Raw genomic sequence first — 16,750 nt, 5'->3', positions numbered from 1 at the left:
CGCCCCTGTCAGAGGCGGACAGGGGCCTGGCGCTGGCTCAGGCGTCGTAACCCAGATTCGGCGCCAGCCAGCGTTCGGTCACGGCCAGCTCCTGGCCCTTGCGCTGGGTGTAGCTCTCCACCTGGTCCTTGTCGACCTTGCCGACCGCGAAGTACTGCGCCTGCGGGTGGGCGAAGTACCAGCCGGAGACGGCGGCGGCGGGGAACATGGCGAAGTGCTCGGTGAGGAACACGCCGCTCTGGCCCGGCTTGCCGGTCTCGGCCTGCGGGTCGAGCAGGGCGAACAGGGTGCCCTTCTCGGTGTGGTCCGGGCAGGCCGGGTAGCCGGGGGCCGGGCGGATGCCCTGGTACTTCTCCTTGATCAGCGCCTCGTTGTCGAGGGCCTCGTCCCGGGCGTAGCCCCAGTAGTCCTTGCGCACCTGCTCGTGCAGCCACTCGGCGCAGGCTTCGGCGAGGCGGTCGGCCAGCGCCTTGACCATGATGCTGTTGTAGTCGTCGCCCTTGGCCTCGTATGCCTTGGCCAGCTCTTCGGCGCCGATGCCGGCGGTGACGATGAAGCCGCCCACGTAGTCGGTGACTCCGGAGTCCTTCGGCGCGACGAAGTCGGCCAGCGACAGGTTGGGCTTGCCGTCCGGCTTGATGGTCTGCTGGCGCAGGTGGTGCAGGGTGGCCAGTTTCTCGCCGTGGTCGCCGTAGACCACCAGGTCGTCGCCGGCGACCTGGTTGGCCGGCCAGAAGCCCAGCACGGCGCGGGCCTTGATCAGCTTCTCGTCGATCAGCTTCCTGAGCATGGCCTGGGCGTCGTTGTACAGGCTGGTGGCGGCCTGGCCGACCACCTCGTCGGTCAGGATGCGCGGGAACTTGCCGGCCAGGTCCCAGGAGATGAAGAACGGCGTCCAGTCGATGTACTGGCTGAGCACCTCGAGGTCGATGTCCTCCAGCACCTTGACGCCGGTGAAGGAGGGCACCGGCGGCTGGTAGCCGGCCCAGTCGAACTGCGGGCGGTTGGCCAGCGCGGCCTCGTAGCTCAGGCGCTCGATGCGCGCACTGCGGTTGGCGGTGCGCTCGCGGACCTCGGCGTATTCCTCGCGCAGTTTGGCGACGTAGTCGCTCTTCAGTTCCTTCGACAGCAGGGTGGTGGCCACGCCGACCGCGCGCGAGGCGTCGGTGACGTAGACCACCGCATCGTTGCGGTACTGCGGCTCGATCTTCACCGCGGTGTGCGCCTTGGAAGTGGTGGCGCCGCCGATCATCAGCGGCAGGCTGAAGCCCTGGCGCTGCATCTCCTTGGCGACGTGGACCATCTCGTCCAGCGACGGGGTGATCAGCCCGGACAGGCCGATGATGTCGCACTTCTCGGCGATGGCGGTCTGCAGGATCTTCTCCGCCGGCACCATGACGCCCAGGTCGACGATGTCGTAGCCGTTGCAGCCGAGCACCACGCCGACGATGTTCTTGCCGATGTCGTGGACGTCGCCCTTGACCGTGGCCATCAGGATCTTGCCCTTGGCCTCCGGCTTGTCGCCCTTCTCGGCCTCGATGAAGGGGATCAGGTGGGCCACCGCCTGCTTCATCACCCGCGCGGACTTGACCACCTGGGGCAGGAACATCTTGCCGGCGCCGAACAGGTCGCCGACCACGTTCATGCCGGCCATCAGCGGGCCTTCGATGACCTCGATGGGGCGGGCGCACTGCTGGCGGGCTTCCTCGGTGTCCTCGACGATGAAGGTGGTGATGCCCTTGACCAGCGCGTGCTCCAGACGCTTGTTGACGTCGTAGCTGCGCCATTCCTCGGTCTCGGCTTCCTTGACCGAGCCGTCGCCCTTGTACTGGTCGGCGATGGCCAGGAGTGCCTCGGTGCTGCCTTCGTGGCGGTTGAGCACCACGTCCTCGACCTTGTCGCGCAGCTCGGCGGGGATCTCGTCGTAGATCTCCAGCTGGCCGGCGTTGACGATGCCCATGGTCAGGCCGTTCTTGATCGCGTGGTAGAGGAATACCGAGTGGATCGCCTCGCGCACCGGGTTGTTGCCGCGGAACGAGAAGGACACGTTGGACACGCCGCCGGAGGACAATGCGTAGGGCAGCTGGTCGCGGATGTAGGCGCAGGCCTCGATGAAGTCGACCGCGTAGTTGTTGTGCTCCTCGATGCCGGTGGCCACGGCGAAGATGTTCGGGTCGAAGATGATGTCTTCCGGGGGGAAGCCGACCTCGTTGACCAGGATGTCGTAGCTGCGCTGGCAGATTTCCTTCTTGCGTGCGGCGGTGTCGGCCTGGCCGACCTCGTCGAAGGCCATCACCACCACCGCGGCGCCGTAGCGCTTGCACAGGTGGGCGTGGTGCTTGAACTGCTCGACGCCTTCCTTCATGGAGATCGAGTTGACGATGCCCTTGCCCTGGATGCACTTGAGGCCCGCCTCGATCACCTCCCACTTGGAGGAGTCGATCATGATCGGCACGCGGGAGATGTCCGGCTCGGAGGCGATCAGGTTGAGGAAGGTGACCATGGCCGCCTTCGAATCCAGCATGCCCTCGTCCATGTTGATGTCGATCACCTGGGCGCCGGCTTCCACCTGCTGGCGGGCGACGTCCAGCGCCTCGGCGTAGTTCTCCTCGCGGATCAGGCGGGCGAACTTGGCCGAACCGGTGATGTTGGTGCGCTCACCGACGTTGACGAACAGCGAGTTGCGGTCGATGGTGAACGGCTCGAGGCCGGACAGGCGGCAGGCCTTGGGAATCTCCGGGATGGCGCGCGGCGGGTACTTGGCGACCGCCTCGGCGATGGCCCGGATGTGCGGCGGGGTGGTGCCGCAGCAGCCGCCGACGATGTTGAGGAAGCCCGAGGCGGCGAATTCCTCGACCACCGCGGCCATCTCCGCCGGGGTCTCGTCGTACTCGCCGAAGGCGTTGGGCAGGCCGGCGTTGGGGTGGGCGGAGACGTGGGTCTCGGCCTTGGTGGCCAGCTCTTCCAGGTACGGGCGCAGGTCCTTGGCGCCGAGGGCGCAGTTGAGGCCCACGGAGATCGGCTGGGCGTGGCGCACCGAGTTCCAGAACGCCTCGGTGGTCTGCCCGGACAGGGTGCGGCCGGAGGCGTCGGTGATGGTGCCGGAGATCATGATCGGCAATTCGATGCCGTCCTCCTCGAACACCTGCTGCACGGCGAAGATCGCCGCCTTGGCGTTGAGGGTGTCGAAGATGGTCTCGATCAGGATCAGGTCGGCGCCGCCCTCGATCAGGCCGCGAGTGGCCTCGGTGTAGTTCTCCACCAGTTCGTCGAAGGTGACGTTGCGGTAGCCGGGGTTGTTGACGTCCGGGGAGATCGAGCAGGTGCGGCTGGTCGGGCCGATCACGCCGGCGACGAAGCGCGGCTTGTCCGGGGTCTCGGCGGTCTTGGCATCGCATACCTGGCGGGCCAGGCGCGCGCCGGCGACGTTCAGCTCGTAGACCAGCTCCTCCATGCCGTAGTCGGCCATGGAGATGCGCGTGGCGTTGAAGGTGTTGGTCTCGAGGATGTCGGCGCCGGCGTCCAGGTAGGCGCGCTCGATCTCGGCGATGACGTTGGGCTTGGTCAACAGCAGCAGGTCGTTGTTGCCCTTGACGTCCTGCGGCCAGTCGGCGAAGCGCTCGCCACGGTAGTCGGACTCCTCCAGCTTGTAGCTCTGGATCATGGTGCCCATGCCGCCGTCGAGGATCAGGATGCGTTCCTTGAGGGCTTGCTGGAGGGCCTGGAGGCGGGCGGCGCGGTCGGACATGGGGACTACCTGGAGAGGGTGGATCATGAAGGCGGGCATGATAGCAAAGCTGCATGGTTCTGGAGCGGGGAGGGGATGGGCATGAATTTCGTTCATGTTACCTGGTGCTGCTGGACTGGTAGGCAATCGCTGCGCGAGTTGCCGACCCTACGGCTCGTGAGCGCCAGCCGGGTAGGGTAGAAGACTCGCGCAGCGATCTTCTACCGAGCGTGCACACCGGTAGGGCAGGCAAACGGCTAGAATCCCCCGATACCCGCCACGGACAGCTCCATGCCCATCCTTTTCCTGCTGCTGGCCGGCCTGCTGTGCAGTCTGCCGCTGTCAGCCGCGCCGGTGTCCTTCTCCCGCGACGTGCAGCCGATCCTCACCCAGAAGTGCGTGGCCTGCCATGCCTGCTACGACGCGCCCTGCCAGCTCAACCTCGGCAGCGCTGCCGGCATCCAGCGTGGTGCTTCGTCGATTGCCGTCTACAACGGCACGCGCACCGAGGCGCAGGCCACTACCCGGCTGTTTGTCGATGCGCAGAGCGAGGCGGGCTGGCGCGCGCGCGGCTTCCATTCGGTGCTCGGCGGAGGCGATGCGGCGCTGGTGGCGCGCATGCTGGAGCTGGGGCGTAGCCATTCGCCCTTGCCCGGCGCCAGGCTGCCCGACGATCTGGACATCAGCATCCGCCGCGAGAACCAGTGCCCGCGCCCCGACCAGTTCGACGAGTTCGCCCGCAAGAATCCCGCGCTGGGCATGCCCTTCGCGGTCAGCGGACTCACTGATACCGAGTACGTCACCCTGCGCCAGTGGCTGGCCGAGGGCGCGGCCCTGGATGGCGAGCCGCTGACCGCCAATGCTTCCGAGGCGGCGCAGATCGAGGAATGGGAGGCGCTGCTCAACCGCCCCGGCGCCCGCGAGCAGCTGGTGGCGCGCTGGCTGTACGAGCACCTGTTCCTCGCCCACCTGTATTTCGACAAGGGGACGAGCGGGCACTTCTTCGAGCTGGTGCGCTCGCGCACGCCCAGTGGCCAGCCGGTGGACGTGATCGCCACCCGCCGACCCAACGACGACCCCGGCACCTCCTTTCATTACCGGCTACGGCCGATCCAGGGCGTGATCGTGCACAAGACGCACATCACCTATGCTCTGGGCGCGCGCAAGCTCAAGCGCATCGAGGAGCTGTTCTTCACTGGCGACTGGGTGGTGCGGGCGGTGCCCGGTTACGGCCCGCAGCGCCGCGCCAATCCGTTCGAGACCTTCGCCGCCATCCCGGCCCGCGCCCGTTACCAGTTCATGCTGGACGACGCCGAATACTTCGTGCGCACCTTCATCCGCGGTCCGGTGTGCCGCGGGCAGATCGCCACCGACGTGATCCGCGACCAGTTCTGGACGCTGTTCCAGGACCCGTCCCACGATCTCTACCTGCTGGATGACGAGTACCGCGCACGGGTCACCCCGCTGCTGGCGCTGCCCGGTCAGGAGGATGACCTGGCCCGCCTGCCGCTGGTCTGGCACCGCTATCGCAGCAAGCTGGGCGACTACGAGGCGGCACGCCGCGAGGCCTATTCGCATGCGCCCTACCCGAGCTGGTCGCATATCTGGGCCGGCAACGACAATGCGCTGCTGACCGTGTTCCGTCAGCACGACAGCGCCTCGGTACGCAAGGGGCTGGTCGGCGCGGTGCCGCAGACCCTCTGGTGGCTGGACTTCCCGCTGCTCGAGCGCACCTATTACCAGCTGGTGGTCAACTTCGACGTGTTCGGCAACGTCTCCCATCAGGCGCAGACCCGCCTGTACTTCGACCTGATCCGCAACGGCGCCGAGCAGAACTTCCTGCGCCTGATGCCCGCCGATGCGCGCCAGGCGATCCTCCACGACTGGTACCAGAACAGCGGTCTGCTCAAGCTGTGGCTGAACTACGAGCGCATCGACGCTCAGACGCCCAGTGGTCTGGTCCTGCCGCCTGGCGATCCGAAGGGCGTATTCGCCATGCGCCTGCTGGAGCGTTACGGCACCCTCAATGCGCGCCCCGATCCGCTCAATCGCTGCAGCGACGGGCGCTGCTATCGAGCCAAGGCAAGCCCTGCCGTGCAGCGGATCGACCGGAGCCTGAGCCGACTGGCGGCCCGACCGCTGGCGCAGCTGCCGGCCATTGCCTTCCTGCCCGAGGCGACCCTGCTGCGCGTCGAACTGGATGGCGGCGGGCGCGAGGTCTACAGCCTGCTGCGTAATCGCGCGCACAGCAACGTGGCATTCATGATTGGCGAGTCGCTGCGCTACCAGGCGGAGAAGGACACCCTGACCCTGTATCCGGAAGTGCTGAGCAGCTATCCGAACTTCCTGTTCAGCCTGCGCGAGGGCGAGGTGAACGCCTTCGTCGCTTCCATGCAGCAGGCGCGCGGCGCAGCGGACTTCGAGCTGCTCGTGCGGCGCTGGGGCGTGCGGCGCAGCGATCCGCGTTTCTGGGACCTGTTCCATGACCTGAGCGAGCATATCCGCGAGCACGAGCCGGTGGAGGCGGGGGTGCTGGACATGAACCGCTACATGAACCTCTGAGCGCCGGGCGGCGATAGATCATGCGATCAATGATCTATTCCTACCAAAACGCTAGGACTTTATCCCGGCCGCCGCATCGCGTACACTGCGCGCATACCTGCAAGGAGTTCCCATGAGCGCCATCACCTTCACCGAATCCGCCCAGGCCTACCTGGCCGAGCTGCTGGAGAAGCAGAATACCCCGGGCATCGGCATCCGCGTGTTCATCACCCAGCCGGGCACCCAGTACGCCGAGACCTGCATCGCCTACTGCAAGCCGCACGAGCAGAAGCCCGAGGACACCGCTCTGGCGCTCAAGGATTTCACCGCCTGGCTGGATGCGGTCAGCGTACCGTTCCTCGAGGACGCCGTGGTCGACTACGCCACCGACCGCATGGGCGGTCAGCTGACCATCAAGGCGCCGAACGCCAAGGTGCCGATGGTCAACGAGGACAGCCCGCTGCCCGAGCGCATCAACTACTACCTGCAGACCGAGATCAACCCGGGGCTGGCCAGTCACGGCGGCATGGTTTCGCTGGTCGACATCGACGACGAGGGTGTCGCCATCCTGCGTTTCGGCGGCGGCTGCCAGGGCTGCGGCATGGTCGACATGACCCTCAAGGACGGCGTCGAGAAGACCCTGATGGAGCGTATCCCCGAGCTGAAGGGCGTGCGTGACGTGACCGACCACAGCAACAAGGAAAACGCCTACTACTGAGCCGCGACGGCAGGTCGGCCGCTCTGGCGCTGGCCTTTGCCGCAGGCTTCTGGTTCAGTAGCGGTACCGATGGCGAACCCCCGGGTTCGCCATTTTTCTATCTGGCATCAAGGAGCGACTCCATGCACCCGTTCACGGCCACCAACCCGCCGCACCTGGCCTGGCTGCTCGGCCTGGCCGGTCTGATTCCGTTCATCAGTGGCGCGCTGGGCATCTGGATCACGCCCATCGGCTGGCGGCCGCTGGTGCTCGATGCGCTGCTCGACTATGCGGCGGTGATTCTGGCGTTCATGGGCGCGATCCACTGGGGCCTGGCGATGCGCGGCGAGCAGGATGACCTGCGCGCGCAGATGCAGCTGGGTCTGTCGGTGATTCCGCCGCTGCTCGGCTGGGCGGCCGTGTCCTTCGGTCTGCCGGCGGCGTTGTCCATCCCGGTATTCGTGCTGGCCTTCATCGGCCTGTACTTGGCCGATCTGCGCGCGGTGCGTCTGGGTCTGGCGCCGATCTGGTATCGGCCCCTGCGCAAGCCGCTGACCGCAGTGGTGGTGGTCAGCCTGCTGGTCGCCTGGGCCGGGGTGCTGGCCGGCTGAGTTGGCCCGAAGCCTGCTCGCGATCACGCGAGCAGGTGCTCAGCAGGTCAGCAGGTCAGCTGGTCGGCCTGGCGGTACAGCATCAGCAGCTTGCGGGTGACCGTCTGCTGCAGGTCGTTGCGCTCGAAGGCGGACAGGTGCGGCAGCTGGCTCAGCTGCAGGCGGTGCAGGTGCAGGTAGGGCATGCGCTGGTCGAACTCGCGCAGGTCGCCCTTGACCAGCACCGGCAGGAACACGTCGCCGCTTTCCTTCAGCTTGCTGATGATCTGCGCCAGGGCGCTCTTGAACGGACGCGCCTGGAGCATCTCGCCCTTGGCTCCCAGGCGCGCCAGCAGCAGCCCCTTGTGGTTCTGGAACTGTCCCGGCAGGACGCACAGGCCGGTCTTGCGCACCGACAGGGGCGAGATGTGGTTGAGGGTGTCGTGGAAGGCGTAGGGGTTGGGCAGCACCACCATCTTGCGGCCGATCTCGCTGGGGAAGTGCAGGCCGTAGTTGGTGTACAGCTGGCTCACCGATTCCGAGTAGACGCACAGGCGATTTTCGAACAGGCGGATGAAACGCTCCGCCAGATCCCGCTTTTCCAGTTGATCCAGATCCCAGATCAGGTCGGGGTTCGCTTTGGGGGTCAGGTCGACTTCCTGGAAGCTCATGCGTGCACTCGTTACAGCTGGGCGATGGGGAGGGCGTCGTCTGTTGCGGTGCATATCGGCTCGGCGCGACGACGGGGTGCAGTATGCGCAATCAAAATGACACTCCACCAGTCATTGACGCCAGATTTGCGATCAAAGTCGTTCCTTTGCGCAGCCAGGGGAACGAGAGTGTCCGTCGCTGACTCTGATCAAGACGCGCCCGGGCGGGACCTGCAGCGGACTGGCCGGCTCTGGTAGGATGCCGCCCGGCTGTCTGGCGCACAGGTCTCTGGTGCGCGGAGACACTTGTTCAAACGGAAAAAGACGCGCAAGAGGCGCGTGACGGGAGTTATTGCATGGAGTTCTGGACCGCCATTCAGGCGCTGATTCTGGGCATCGTCGAGGGGCTGACCGAGTTCCTGCCGATTTCCAGCACCGGCCACCAGATCATCGTCGCCGACCTGATCGGCTTCGGTGGCGATCGCGCCAAGGCGTTCAACATCATCATCCAGCTCGGTGCCATCCTCGCCGTGGTCTGGGAGTTTCGCCAACGGGTGTTCGGGGTGATCCTCGGTCTGCCGCGCGAGCGCCAGGCGCAGCGCTTCACCGTCAATCTGCTGGTCGCCTTCTTTCCGGCGGTGATTCTCGGCGTGGCCTTCGCCGACCTGATCGAGCACTGGCTGTTCAACCCGATCACCGTGGCCAGCGCCCTGGTGATCGGTGGTCTGGTCATGCTGTGGGCCGAGCAGCGCCAGCACACCATCGAGGTACAGGCGGTGGACGACATGAGCTGGAAGCATGCGCTGAAGATCGGCTGCGCGCAGTGCCTGGCGATGATTCCCGGCACCTCGCGCTCTGCGTCGACCATCATCGGCGGCCTGATCTTCGGCCTGTCGCGCAAGGCGGCCACCGAGTTCTCCTTCTTCCTCGCCATGCCGACCATGGTCGGCGCGGCGGTCTACTCCGGCTACAAGCATCGCGCGTTGTTCGAGAATGGCGCCGACGTGCCGGTGTTCGCCCTGGGCTTCGTCACCTCGTTCATCTTCGCGATGCTCGCCGTGCGCGCGCTGCTCAAGTTCATCGCCACCCACAGCTATGCGGTGTTCGCCTGGTACCGCATCGGTTTCGGTCTGCTGATTCTCGCCACCTGGCAGATGGGCATGATCGACTGGAGCACGGCGCAGGGCTGATGGCTGCCGCTCCGACATCAGGGCGTAGCGGATGGCCGACTGCGCTGTTGTGCGGTGTGCCGCTCGCTTTGCCGCTGGTCGGTGCACTGCGGCTGCTCCAGCAGGGCATGCCCTGGGCGCTGCTGGCCTATGCCGCGGCCAGTCTGCTGGCCATCGCTCTCTACTGGCATGACAAGCGCAGTGCCCGCAAAGGGCGCTGGCGCGTTCCGGAAAGGATCCTGCATGGCGCCGAGCTGTTCGGCGGCTGGCCTGGCGCGTTGCTGGCGCAGCAGGTGTTCAGGCACAAGACGCGCAAGGTCTCGTATCAGGCGGTGTTCTGGGGGATCGTCGGGCTGCACCAGGCGTTCTGGGGCGACTGGCTGCTGCTGGGTGGGTTTGTCATCCGGCGATTGCTGCCGGAGGCCTTGGCGACCTTCTAGGAGCTGCTGGTGCGCATGGGCGCACCCTACGAGGAGCTCAGGCTCGCCGCGTAGGGTGCGCCACGCGCACCAGGCGTTCGGCCCCTTAAGCGGCGACGCCCTGGCTGCGCAGGTAGTCGTCGTAGGTGCCGCTGAAGTCGGTCACGCCGTTCTCGGACAGTTCGATGATGCGGGTGGCCAGCGAGGAGACGAACTCGCGGTCGTGGCTGACGAAGATCAGCGTGCCCGGGTAGTTCTCCAGCGCCAGGTTGAGCGCCTCGATCGACTCCATGTCCAGGTGGTTGGTCGGTTCGTCCATCACCAGCACGTTGGGCTTCTTCAGGATCAGCTTGCCGAACAGCATGCGGCCCTGCTCGCCACCGGAAATCACCTTCACCGACTTCTTGATCTCGTCGTTGGAAAACAGCATGCGGCCGAGGGTGCCGCGCACCAGCTGCTCACCGCCCTGGGTCCACTGGGCCATCCAGTCGAACAGGGTGACATCGTCGGCGAAGTCGTCGGCGTGGTCCTGGGCGAAATAGCCGACGTCGGCACTCTCGGTCCACTTCACCTCGCCGCTCATCGGCGCCATCTCGCCGACCAGGGTGCGCAGCAGGGTGGTCTTGCCGATGCCGTTGGGGCCGATGATGGCCACGCGCTCGCCGGCCTCGATCTGCATGGACAGGTTCTTGAACAGCGCCGCGCCGTCGAAGCCCTGGCTGACGTTCTCCAGGGTCACCGCCTGGCGGTGCAGCTTCTTGGTCTGCTCGAAGCGGATGAACGGGCTGACGCGGCTGGACGGCTTGACCTCTTCCAGCTGGATCTTGTCGATCTGCTTGGCGCGGCTGGTGGCCTGCTTGGCCTTGGAGGCGTTGGCCGAGAAGCGGCTGACGAAGGTCTGCAGCTCGGCGATCTGCGCCTTCTTCTTGGCGTTGTCGGCCAGCAGGCGCTCGCGGGCCTGGGTCGCCGCGGTCATGTACTCGTCGTAGTTGCCCGGGAACAGGCGCAGCTCGCCGTAGTCCAGGTCAGCCATGTGCGTGCACACGCTGTTGAGGAAGTGACGGTCGTGGGAAATGATGATCATGGTGCTGTTGCGCGCCGTGAGCACCGACTCCAGCCAGCGGATGGTGTTGATGTCCAGGTGGTTGGTCGGTTCGTCGAGCAGCAGCACGTCCGGGTTGGAGAACAGCGCCTGGGCCAGCAGCACGCGCAGCTTCCAGCCGGGCGCCACCGCGCTCATCGGGCCGAAGTGCTGGTCCAGCGGGATGCCCACGCCGAGCAGCAGCTCGCCGGCGCGCGACTCGGCGGTGTAGCCGTCCATCTCGGCGAACTGCACCTCGAGGTCGGCGACCTTCATGCCGTCGTCTTCGGTCATCTCCGGCAGGCTGTAGATGCGGTCGCGCTCGGCCTTCACCTGCCACAGCTCCTCGTGGCCCATGATCACCGTGTCGATCACCGAGCAGTCTTCGTAGGCGAACTGGTCCTGGCGCAGCTTGCCGAGGCGCACGTTGGGTTCGAGCATCACCTGGCCGGCGGAGGGCTCGAGGTCGCCACCGAGGATCTTCATGAAGGTCGACTTGCCGCAGCCGTTGGCGCCGATCAGGCCGTAGCGGTTGCCGTTGCCGAACTTGACGGAAACGTTCTCGAACAGCGGCTTGGCGCCGAACTGCATGGTGATGTTGGCGGTGGAAATCAAGAGGCTCTATCTCGCGGGTTTCAGGGCTTGGTGGTATGGAGGCATACCAACTTGGTACCACTTCGGCCTGTTTCGGGTGAGTTGTCAGGCGACGTTTCCAGCTTGTACCGCTCGAGCCAATCGCTGCTCGAGCCGATCCGTCTCGCCTGGGTCGACAACAGCATCTGCCGGCGATCGTCGGTCGGGATGGTGTCGGCAAGGGGCATGGCCTGACTGGGCCGCGTATTGTCGCACAGCTGCCTGCGCAGTTGTACGCGGGCCGATATGCAGCGCGGAGCTTAGGCGCGATGGCAGCAGGAGATGTACGGGCCGGCGGCGGGCTGTTTCGAGGACTTGTCGGTCGGTGCGGGAAAACGGCGAGGCGTGGCCATGGGCCGACCGGCGCCTCGCCGGGAGGAGCGGCAGGAGAGAACGCTACCGCCGGCCTGCACGGCGAGGCCGACGGGGCGTCTGGCTTCAGACGGCGATCACCTTATAGAGAATCTCGGCGAGCAGCCGGTAGCCGGGAGAGTCGCTCTCGTACATGTCGATCAGCTTTTCCCCCTGGGGGCTGAGTATCTGGCCGTCGGTGTTGATCAGCAGCTCGCAGGCCTGGACGGCGCGCTTGCCCGGGTATTCGCTGACCCTTGCGGTCACCTTGCCGAACAGCTCGTCGTTGCGGATGGTCGGAGCGAGTTCGATGACGAAATCCTTGCCCAGGCTGGTGGCACACAGGCGGGTTTCGCCGGGCTTGCCTGGGGCGAGAGCCAGGATGCCGGCGAAATGCTGGGGCGCCATCTGCTGCCAGCGCTCGACGTTCTCCTGGAAGATCTGGGTGATGCGGTTCCATTTTCGCTTGGTCTGATCCAGCTCTTTGGCAATTTCGATGGCAGTGGCGTGCCTGAGTGATTGCATATTCAGTCCCTTCAGCTGATCGGTTTCTAGTTGTGGTACGCCCTCGCGGCGCGAAGAGACTCATACAGGCACACAGCCTGTGTGGGTATTGACCTGGGTCAGCGCCCTGCATCGATCGGCTACGTGGCAGCACGGCGTGGCGCGCGTGGGCCTCGCGCAGGGGCGACTGGAATGCCCGATTGGTACCAAAAAGGGAGAAATGTGGCGTTTTGCGTCACTCCGCGAGGGGCAAAGCATGGGCGATTTCTCAGTCCTGACGCGGGCTGTGGGCCAGCAGGCATGAATGGTGCATCATGATGGCGTTTTCAGATCAATCGGTTACGGCGGTTATCTCATGGACATCACAGCAATGCTGCGCATCCTGGCCAGCCAGGATGGATCGGACCTCTACCTTTCCACCGGTGCGCCGCCCTGTGCGAAATTCAATGGCGTGCTGCGCGCCCTGAACAAGGACGTGCTGGCCCCCGGCGACGTGGCGAAGATCGCCGCCGAGCTGATGGACCCCGAGCAGCGGGCCGACTTCGAGCGCGAGCTGGAGATGAACCTGGCCATCTCGCTGCCCAACATCGGTCGCTTCCGCGTCAACATCTTCAAGCAGCGCAACGAGGTGTCGATCGTCGCGCGCAACATCAAGCTGGACATCCCGCGCTTCGAGGACCTCAAGCTGCCGCCGGTGCTGCTCGACGTGATTCTGGAAAAGCGCGGCCTGGTGCTGTTTGTCGGTGGTACCGGATCGGGCAAGTCCACCTCGCTGGCCGCGCTGATCGACCACCGCAACCGCAACCACAGCGGGCACATCATCACCATCGAAGACCCGGTGGAGTACGTGCACAAGCACAAGAAGTCGATCATCAACCAGCGCGAGGTGGGGGTGGACACCCGCAGCTTCCAGGCCGCGCTGAAGAACACCCTGCGTCAGGCGCCGGACGTGATCCTGATCGGCGAGATCCGCGACCGCGAGACCATGGAGCACGCCCTGGCCTTCTCCGAGACCGGCCACCTGGCGATCTCCACCCTGCACGCCAACAACGCCAACCAGGCGCTGGACCGCATCATCAACTTCTTCCCGGAAGAGCGCCGGCCGCAGCTGCTCAACGACCTGGGCAACAACATCAAGGCGTTCGTCTCCCAGCGCCTGATCAAGACCGTCGACGGCAAGCGCCGCGCCGCGGTGGAGATCCTGCTGGGCACCGCGACCATCCGCGACCTGGTCAAGCGCGGCGATTTCAACCTGATCAAGGAGGTCATGGAGAAGTCGCGGCCGCTGGGCATGCAGACCTTCGACCAGGCGCTGATCGACCTGGTGCATGAAGGCGCGATCAGCGAGGAAGAGGCGGTGAAGAACGCCGACTCGGCGAACAACGTGCGCCTCAAGCTCAAGCTGCATCGCGATGGCGAGGGCAGCCAGGCCAAGCCGGACGACACCTCGACCTGGAGTCTCGAGCCGACCATGGAAGAGGAAGAGGAGCAGCCGCTGGTCTGACGCTCCCGGCGCCGCCACGCTGCGGCGCCAGGCAGGACGGATGCCGGAGCCGACGCGGGTCGGCTGGCATTTTCATGTCAGCTGCGGAAGTACACCAGCACCAGATGCCAGCCGAACTGAGTGCGCAGCGGGCCCTGTACCTGGTGCAGCGGCTTGCGGAAAACCACGTTCTCGAACGGCTTGACCACCTGTCCCGGGCGGATCTCGCCCAGATCGCCACCGCGCTTGCGCGAGGGGCAGAGCGAGTGGCGACGGGCCAGGGTGGCGAAGTCCTCGCCCTTGGCCAGGCGCTGCTTGAGCTGTTCGGCTTCGCCGATCGTCTTGACCAGAATGTGACGAGCCATGGCGATGGCCATCGGCAGACTCCTCGGGTGATTGCGGGGCGCGCAGTGTAACCGAAGCGTCGGGCTTTGCCTGCGCCGGCGGACGACGGGGGCGGCGCGTGGCTGCGTCAGGCGGGCGGGGCGGTGAGTCGGGGCGGGGCCGAAGGCGTGAAGCCCCTTGCCCGGCCGAGCGCCAGGCAAGGGGCGGGGGATACGGCGGGATCAGTAGACCCACACCTCGACGCGGCGGTTCTTCTTGCGCCCGGCCTCGCTGTCGTTCGAGGCGACCGGCATGGCGTCGCCCAGGCCGGTGATGCTGCGCAGCAGCACGCCCGACTTGACCAGTTCGCGCTGCACCGCCATGGCGCGCAGCTTGGACAGCAGCTCGGTGCGGTCGCGGTCGTTGTTGCGCGGGTCGCCGAAGCCGACCAGCACCACCTGGCTCATCATCTTGTTGTTGTCCTTCAGGTAGCTGACCACCCGGCGCACGTCGCGCAGGGCCTTGCTGTCCAGTTCGGCACTACCCTCGGCGAAGCGGAAGTTGACCGCCAGGCGCTGCGCATGGCTGGCCAGTTCGTGGTAGGCCGGCGGCATGTCACCGTTCGCCGCGACCTGCATGGCCTTGACGGTCTGGGAGATGAAGCCGCTCCTGGCGACGATTTCCTGGCCGCTCGGGCTGTGGACGAAGCGCACCAGGGCCTGGGCCCAGGGATTGCTCTCGGCGGGCTTCATGTAGAAGAACAGGCGCCGCGACAGCGGGTAGTCCTCGGTGGCCACCAGCTCGGTGCTCGGCAGCATCGGCTGCGAGTCGCCGGCGCTGATCGCCAGGGGTTTGGCCTTGCGGATGTAGGGCAGGCCGATGAAGCCGATGCCCTGCGGGTCCTGGCTCACCGAGTCGGACAGCTGGTTGCTCGACTCGAAGCGCTGGGCGCCGGTGGCGAGCGTCTTGCCGTGGCTGCTCAGCACCAGTTCCTTGAAGGTGTCGAAGGTGCCGGAGTTGTCGTCACGGGCGTACAGGCGAATGGCGCCGCCGCGACCGCCGAGCTCTTCCCAGGTCTTCACCTCGCCGGCGAACACCCTGGCCAGCTGCTCGACCGACAGGGACTGCACGGGGTTGGAGGGGTGGAGGATCACCGCCAGGCCGTCGATGGCGATCACCTGCTCGCTCTCGGGGCTCTTCAGGTCGCCCAGGGTGGCGAGGCTGGCAGCCTCGCTGTCCTTGATCGGGCGGGACGAGGCGGCCAGTTCGGCAGCGTTCTGGCCGAGCGCGGTGAAGCCGGTACCGGAGCCATGGGCGGCCACTTCGATGTTGACCAGGCGGCCCTGGGCATCCTGGCCGATGACGCGCTGCTCGTTGATACCGCTTTCCTGCACGCGCACGTTGCTGAAGCCTTCCTTCTCCAGCAGGCCGCTGACCAGCGCCGGGCCCAGCTTGGCGCCGATGGTGTTGGAGCCCTGGATGTGCAGGGCCGGCAGGCCGCTGGACGGCAGCGGCAGGGCGGCGAAGCCGGTGATGGGAGTGCTCAGGGCCAGAAGCCCGCCGAGCAGCAGGCGGGCGGAGAAGGGCTGGGAGAGGCGCAGCATGGCGGCAGGGAACCTTGTTCGTCAGGTTTGGGATGCCGCGCAGATTAAGTCAGTACGATGACGATCCTGTTACATGGCCGGCCGATGAGTGTGAGCTGGTTCACGCCAGCTCCACCCACACCGGTGCGTGGTCCGAAGGCTTGTCCATGGCGCGCACGTCGTAGTCGATGCCGGCGGCCAGCAGGCGCGGCCTGAGTCCCGTGGAGGCGAGGATCAGGTCGATGCGCAGCCCCCGCTTGGGGGCGTCCTCGAAGCCGCGACTGCGGTAGTCGAACCAGCTGAAACGATCGCAGACCTGCGGATGCAGTTCGCGGTAGCTGTCGACCAGGCCCCAGGCATGCAGGCGCGCCATCCACTCGCGCTCCTCGGGCAGGAAGCTGCACTTGCCGCTGCGCAGCCAGCGCTTCGCGTTCTCCGCACCGATACCGATATCAATGTCTTGCGGCGAGATGTTGAAGTCGCCCATCACCACCAGGGCCTGTTCGGGGCTGAACTGCTCCTCGAGCAGGCGTTGCAGATCGGCGTAGAACTGCGTCTTGGCGGGGAACTTGACCGCGTGGCTGCGGCTCTCGCCCTGCGGGAAGTAGCCGTTGAACACGTGCACCGGCTGGCCCTGTGCATCGCTGAAGGTGGCGCCGATGAAGCGGCGCTGCGAATCCTCGCCGTCCCAGGGGAAGCCCTTGACCAGGTTCTGCGGCACCTGGCGCGACAGCAGGGCGACACCGTAGTGACCCTTCTGGCCGTGAAATTCGACGTGGTAGCCGAGCGCCTCGACTTCGGCGCGGGGGAACTGCTCGTCGGCCACCTTGGTTTCCTGCAGGCCGATCACGTCCGGCTGGTGGCGCTCGATAAGCTCAGCCAGTTGATGAGGTCGTGCGCGCAATCCATTGATATTGAAGGAAACAAGTTTCATGAGGCGGGGGTTCCGTGACTGGAGCGTAGGCCGAAGATGCTAGCCGATCACGGCGCGCGGAGTA

Annotated in this window: 13 protein-coding genes; 6 read left to right on the top strand and 7 right to left on the bottom strand. The window is 66.0% G+C overall.

The window, feature by feature from the left end; translation table 11 throughout:
* Positions 1-37: 37 nt before the first annotated feature.
* On the bottom strand, positions 38-3,775 hold the full coding sequence (metH, locus tag BLT78_RS07400; protein WP_172830771.1) for a methionine synthase: 3,738 nt from the start codon (positions 3,773-3,775) through the stop codon (positions 38-40).
* 243 nt (positions 3,776-4,018) lie between these two features.
* On the opposite strand from metH, the gene BLT78_RS07395 reads away from it, so the two are divergent.
* The 3 genes from BLT78_RS07395 to BLT78_RS07385 all read left to right on the top strand — a co-directional run bounded on the left by BLT78_RS07395 (position 4,019) and on the right by BLT78_RS07385 (position 7,576).
* Positions 4,019-6,289 (top strand): fatty acid cis/trans isomerase, encoded by a 2,271-nt coding sequence (locus tag BLT78_RS07395; RefSeq protein ID WP_090348360.1) that lies wholly within the window; start codon positions 4,019-4,021, stop codon positions 6,287-6,289.
* A gap of 112 nt (positions 6,290-6,401) precedes the next feature.
* A complete protein-coding gene (nfuA, locus tag BLT78_RS07390; protein WP_090348359.1) occupies positions 6,402-6,986 on the top strand; it encodes a Fe-S biogenesis protein NfuA in 585 nt (194 codons plus the stop codon).
* A 122-nt stretch (positions 6,987-7,108) separates the two neighbouring features.
* Complete coding sequence (locus BLT78_RS07385) at positions 7,109-7,576, top strand: DUF3429 domain-containing protein (protein WP_090348358.1); 468 nt, start codon at positions 7,109-7,111, stop codon at positions 7,574-7,576.
* Positions 7,577-7,623: 47 nt separating this feature from the next.
* Here the strand turns inward: BLT78_RS07385 and BLT78_RS07380 are convergent, their stop codons facing one another.
* Positions 7,624-8,226, bottom strand: a complete 603-nt coding sequence (locus tag BLT78_RS07380) for a hypothetical protein (RefSeq protein WP_090348357.1) — start codon at positions 8,224-8,226, stop codon at positions 7,624-7,626.
* Between the two features lie 335 nt (positions 8,227-8,561).
* Between BLT78_RS07380 and BLT78_RS07375 the strand changes: the two genes are divergently transcribed.
* Entirely contained in the window at positions 8,562-9,395 is an 834-nt protein-coding gene (locus BLT78_RS07375; protein WP_090348356.1) for an undecaprenyl-diphosphate phosphatase, read from the top strand.
* A complete protein-coding gene (locus tag BLT78_RS07370) occupies positions 9,395-9,814 on the top strand; it encodes a DUF1294 domain-containing protein (RefSeq protein ID WP_090348355.1) in 420 nt (139 codons plus the stop codon). Before BLT78_RS07375 ends, BLT78_RS07370 begins: the two co-directional genes overlap by 1 nt.
* A gap of 85 nt (positions 9,815-9,899) precedes the next feature.
* On the opposite strand, the gene BLT78_RS07365 is transcribed toward BLT78_RS07370, so the two are convergent.
* Positions 9,900-11,489 (bottom strand): ABC-F family ATPase, encoded by a 1,590-nt coding sequence (locus BLT78_RS07365; RefSeq protein ID WP_090348354.1) that lies wholly within the window; start codon positions 11,487-11,489, stop codon positions 9,900-9,902.
* A gap of 456 nt (positions 11,490-11,945) precedes the next feature.
* The gene (locus BLT78_RS07360; RefSeq protein ID WP_090348353.1) at positions 11,946-12,383 is read right to left on the bottom strand and encodes a hypothetical protein; all 438 of its coding nucleotides are present in this window, start codon (positions 12,381-12,383) and stop codon (positions 11,946-11,948) included.
* A 334-nt stretch (positions 12,384-12,717) separates the two neighbouring features.
* Between BLT78_RS07360 and BLT78_RS07355 the strand changes: the two genes are divergently transcribed.
* A complete protein-coding gene (locus BLT78_RS07355; RefSeq protein ID WP_090348352.1) occupies positions 12,718-13,866 on the top strand; it encodes a PilT/PilU family type 4a pilus ATPase in 1,149 nt (382 codons plus the stop codon).
* Between the two features lie 77 nt (positions 13,867-13,943).
* On the opposite strand, the gene BLT78_RS07350 is transcribed toward BLT78_RS07355, so the two are convergent.
* From BLT78_RS07350 to xthA, 3 genes are all read right to left on the bottom strand, one after another.
* The gene (locus BLT78_RS07350; RefSeq protein ID WP_090348351.1) at positions 13,944-14,222 is read right to left on the bottom strand and encodes a peptidylprolyl isomerase; all 279 of its coding nucleotides are present in this window, start codon (positions 14,220-14,222) and stop codon (positions 13,944-13,946) included.
* Between the two features lie 189 nt (positions 14,223-14,411).
* Complete coding sequence (locus BLT78_RS07345; RefSeq protein ID WP_090348350.1) at positions 14,412-15,773, bottom strand: substrate-binding domain-containing protein; 1,362 nt, start codon at positions 15,771-15,773, stop codon at positions 14,412-14,414.
* A 100-nt stretch (positions 15,774-15,873) separates the two neighbouring features.
* Positions 15,874-16,686: an exodeoxyribonuclease III gene (xthA, locus tag BLT78_RS07340; protein WP_090348349.1), complete on the bottom strand. Its 813-nt coding sequence runs from the start codon at positions 16,684-16,686 to the stop codon at positions 15,874-15,876.
* Positions 16,687-16,750: the final 64 nt, after the last annotated feature.

The sequence above is a fragment of the Pseudomonas oryzae genome (assembly GCF_900104805.1).
Classification (GTDB): domain Bacteria; phylum Pseudomonadota; class Gammaproteobacteria; order Pseudomonadales; family Pseudomonadaceae; genus Geopseudomonas; species Geopseudomonas oryzae.
The sequence above is the reverse complement of the archived record's forward strand: the minus strand, read 5'-3'. Positions and strand labels throughout refer to the sequence as shown.

Bases quoted from the DNA above. Each gene is read 5' to 3' on its own strand.
- metH (WP_172830771.1), bottom strand. From the start codon at position 3,775: ATGATCCACCCTCTCCAGGTAGTCCCCATGTCCGACCGCGCCGCCCGC.
- BLT78_RS07395 (WP_090348360.1), top strand. From the start codon at position 4,019: ATGCCCATCCTTTTCCTGCTGCTGGCCGGCCTGCTGTGCAGTCTGCCG.
- nfuA (WP_090348359.1), top strand. From the start codon at position 6,402: ATGAGCGCCATCACCTTCACCGAATCCGCCCAGGCCTACCTGGCCGAG.
- BLT78_RS07385 (WP_090348358.1), top strand. From the start codon at position 7,109: ATGCACCCGTTCACGGCCACCAACCCGCCGCACCTGGCCTGGCTGCTC.
- BLT78_RS07380 (WP_090348357.1), bottom strand. From the start codon at position 8,226: ATGAGCTTCCAGGAAGTCGACCTGACCCCCAAAGCGAACCCCGACCTG.
- BLT78_RS07375 (WP_090348356.1), top strand. From the start codon at position 8,562: ATGGAGTTCTGGACCGCCATTCAGGCGCTGATTCTGGGCATCGTCGAG.
- BLT78_RS07370 (WP_090348355.1), top strand. From the start codon at position 9,395: ATGGCTGCCGCTCCGACATCAGGGCGTAGCGGATGGCCGACTGCGCTG.
- BLT78_RS07360 (WP_090348353.1), bottom strand. From the start codon at position 12,383: ATGCAATCACTCAGGCACGCCACTGCCATCGAAATTGCCAAAGAGCTG.
- BLT78_RS07355 (WP_090348352.1), top strand. From the start codon at position 12,718: ATGGACATCACAGCAATGCTGCGCATCCTGGCCAGCCAGGATGGATCG.
- BLT78_RS07350 (WP_090348351.1), bottom strand. From the start codon at position 14,222: ATGGCCATCGCCATGGCTCGTCACATTCTGGTCAAGACGATCGGCGAA.
- BLT78_RS07345 (WP_090348350.1), bottom strand. From the start codon at position 15,773: ATGCTGCGCCTCTCCCAGCCCTTCTCCGCCCGCCTGCTGCTCGGCGGG.
- xthA (WP_090348349.1), bottom strand. From the start codon at position 16,686: ATGAAACTTGTTTCCTTCAATATCAATGGATTGCGCGCACGACCTCAT.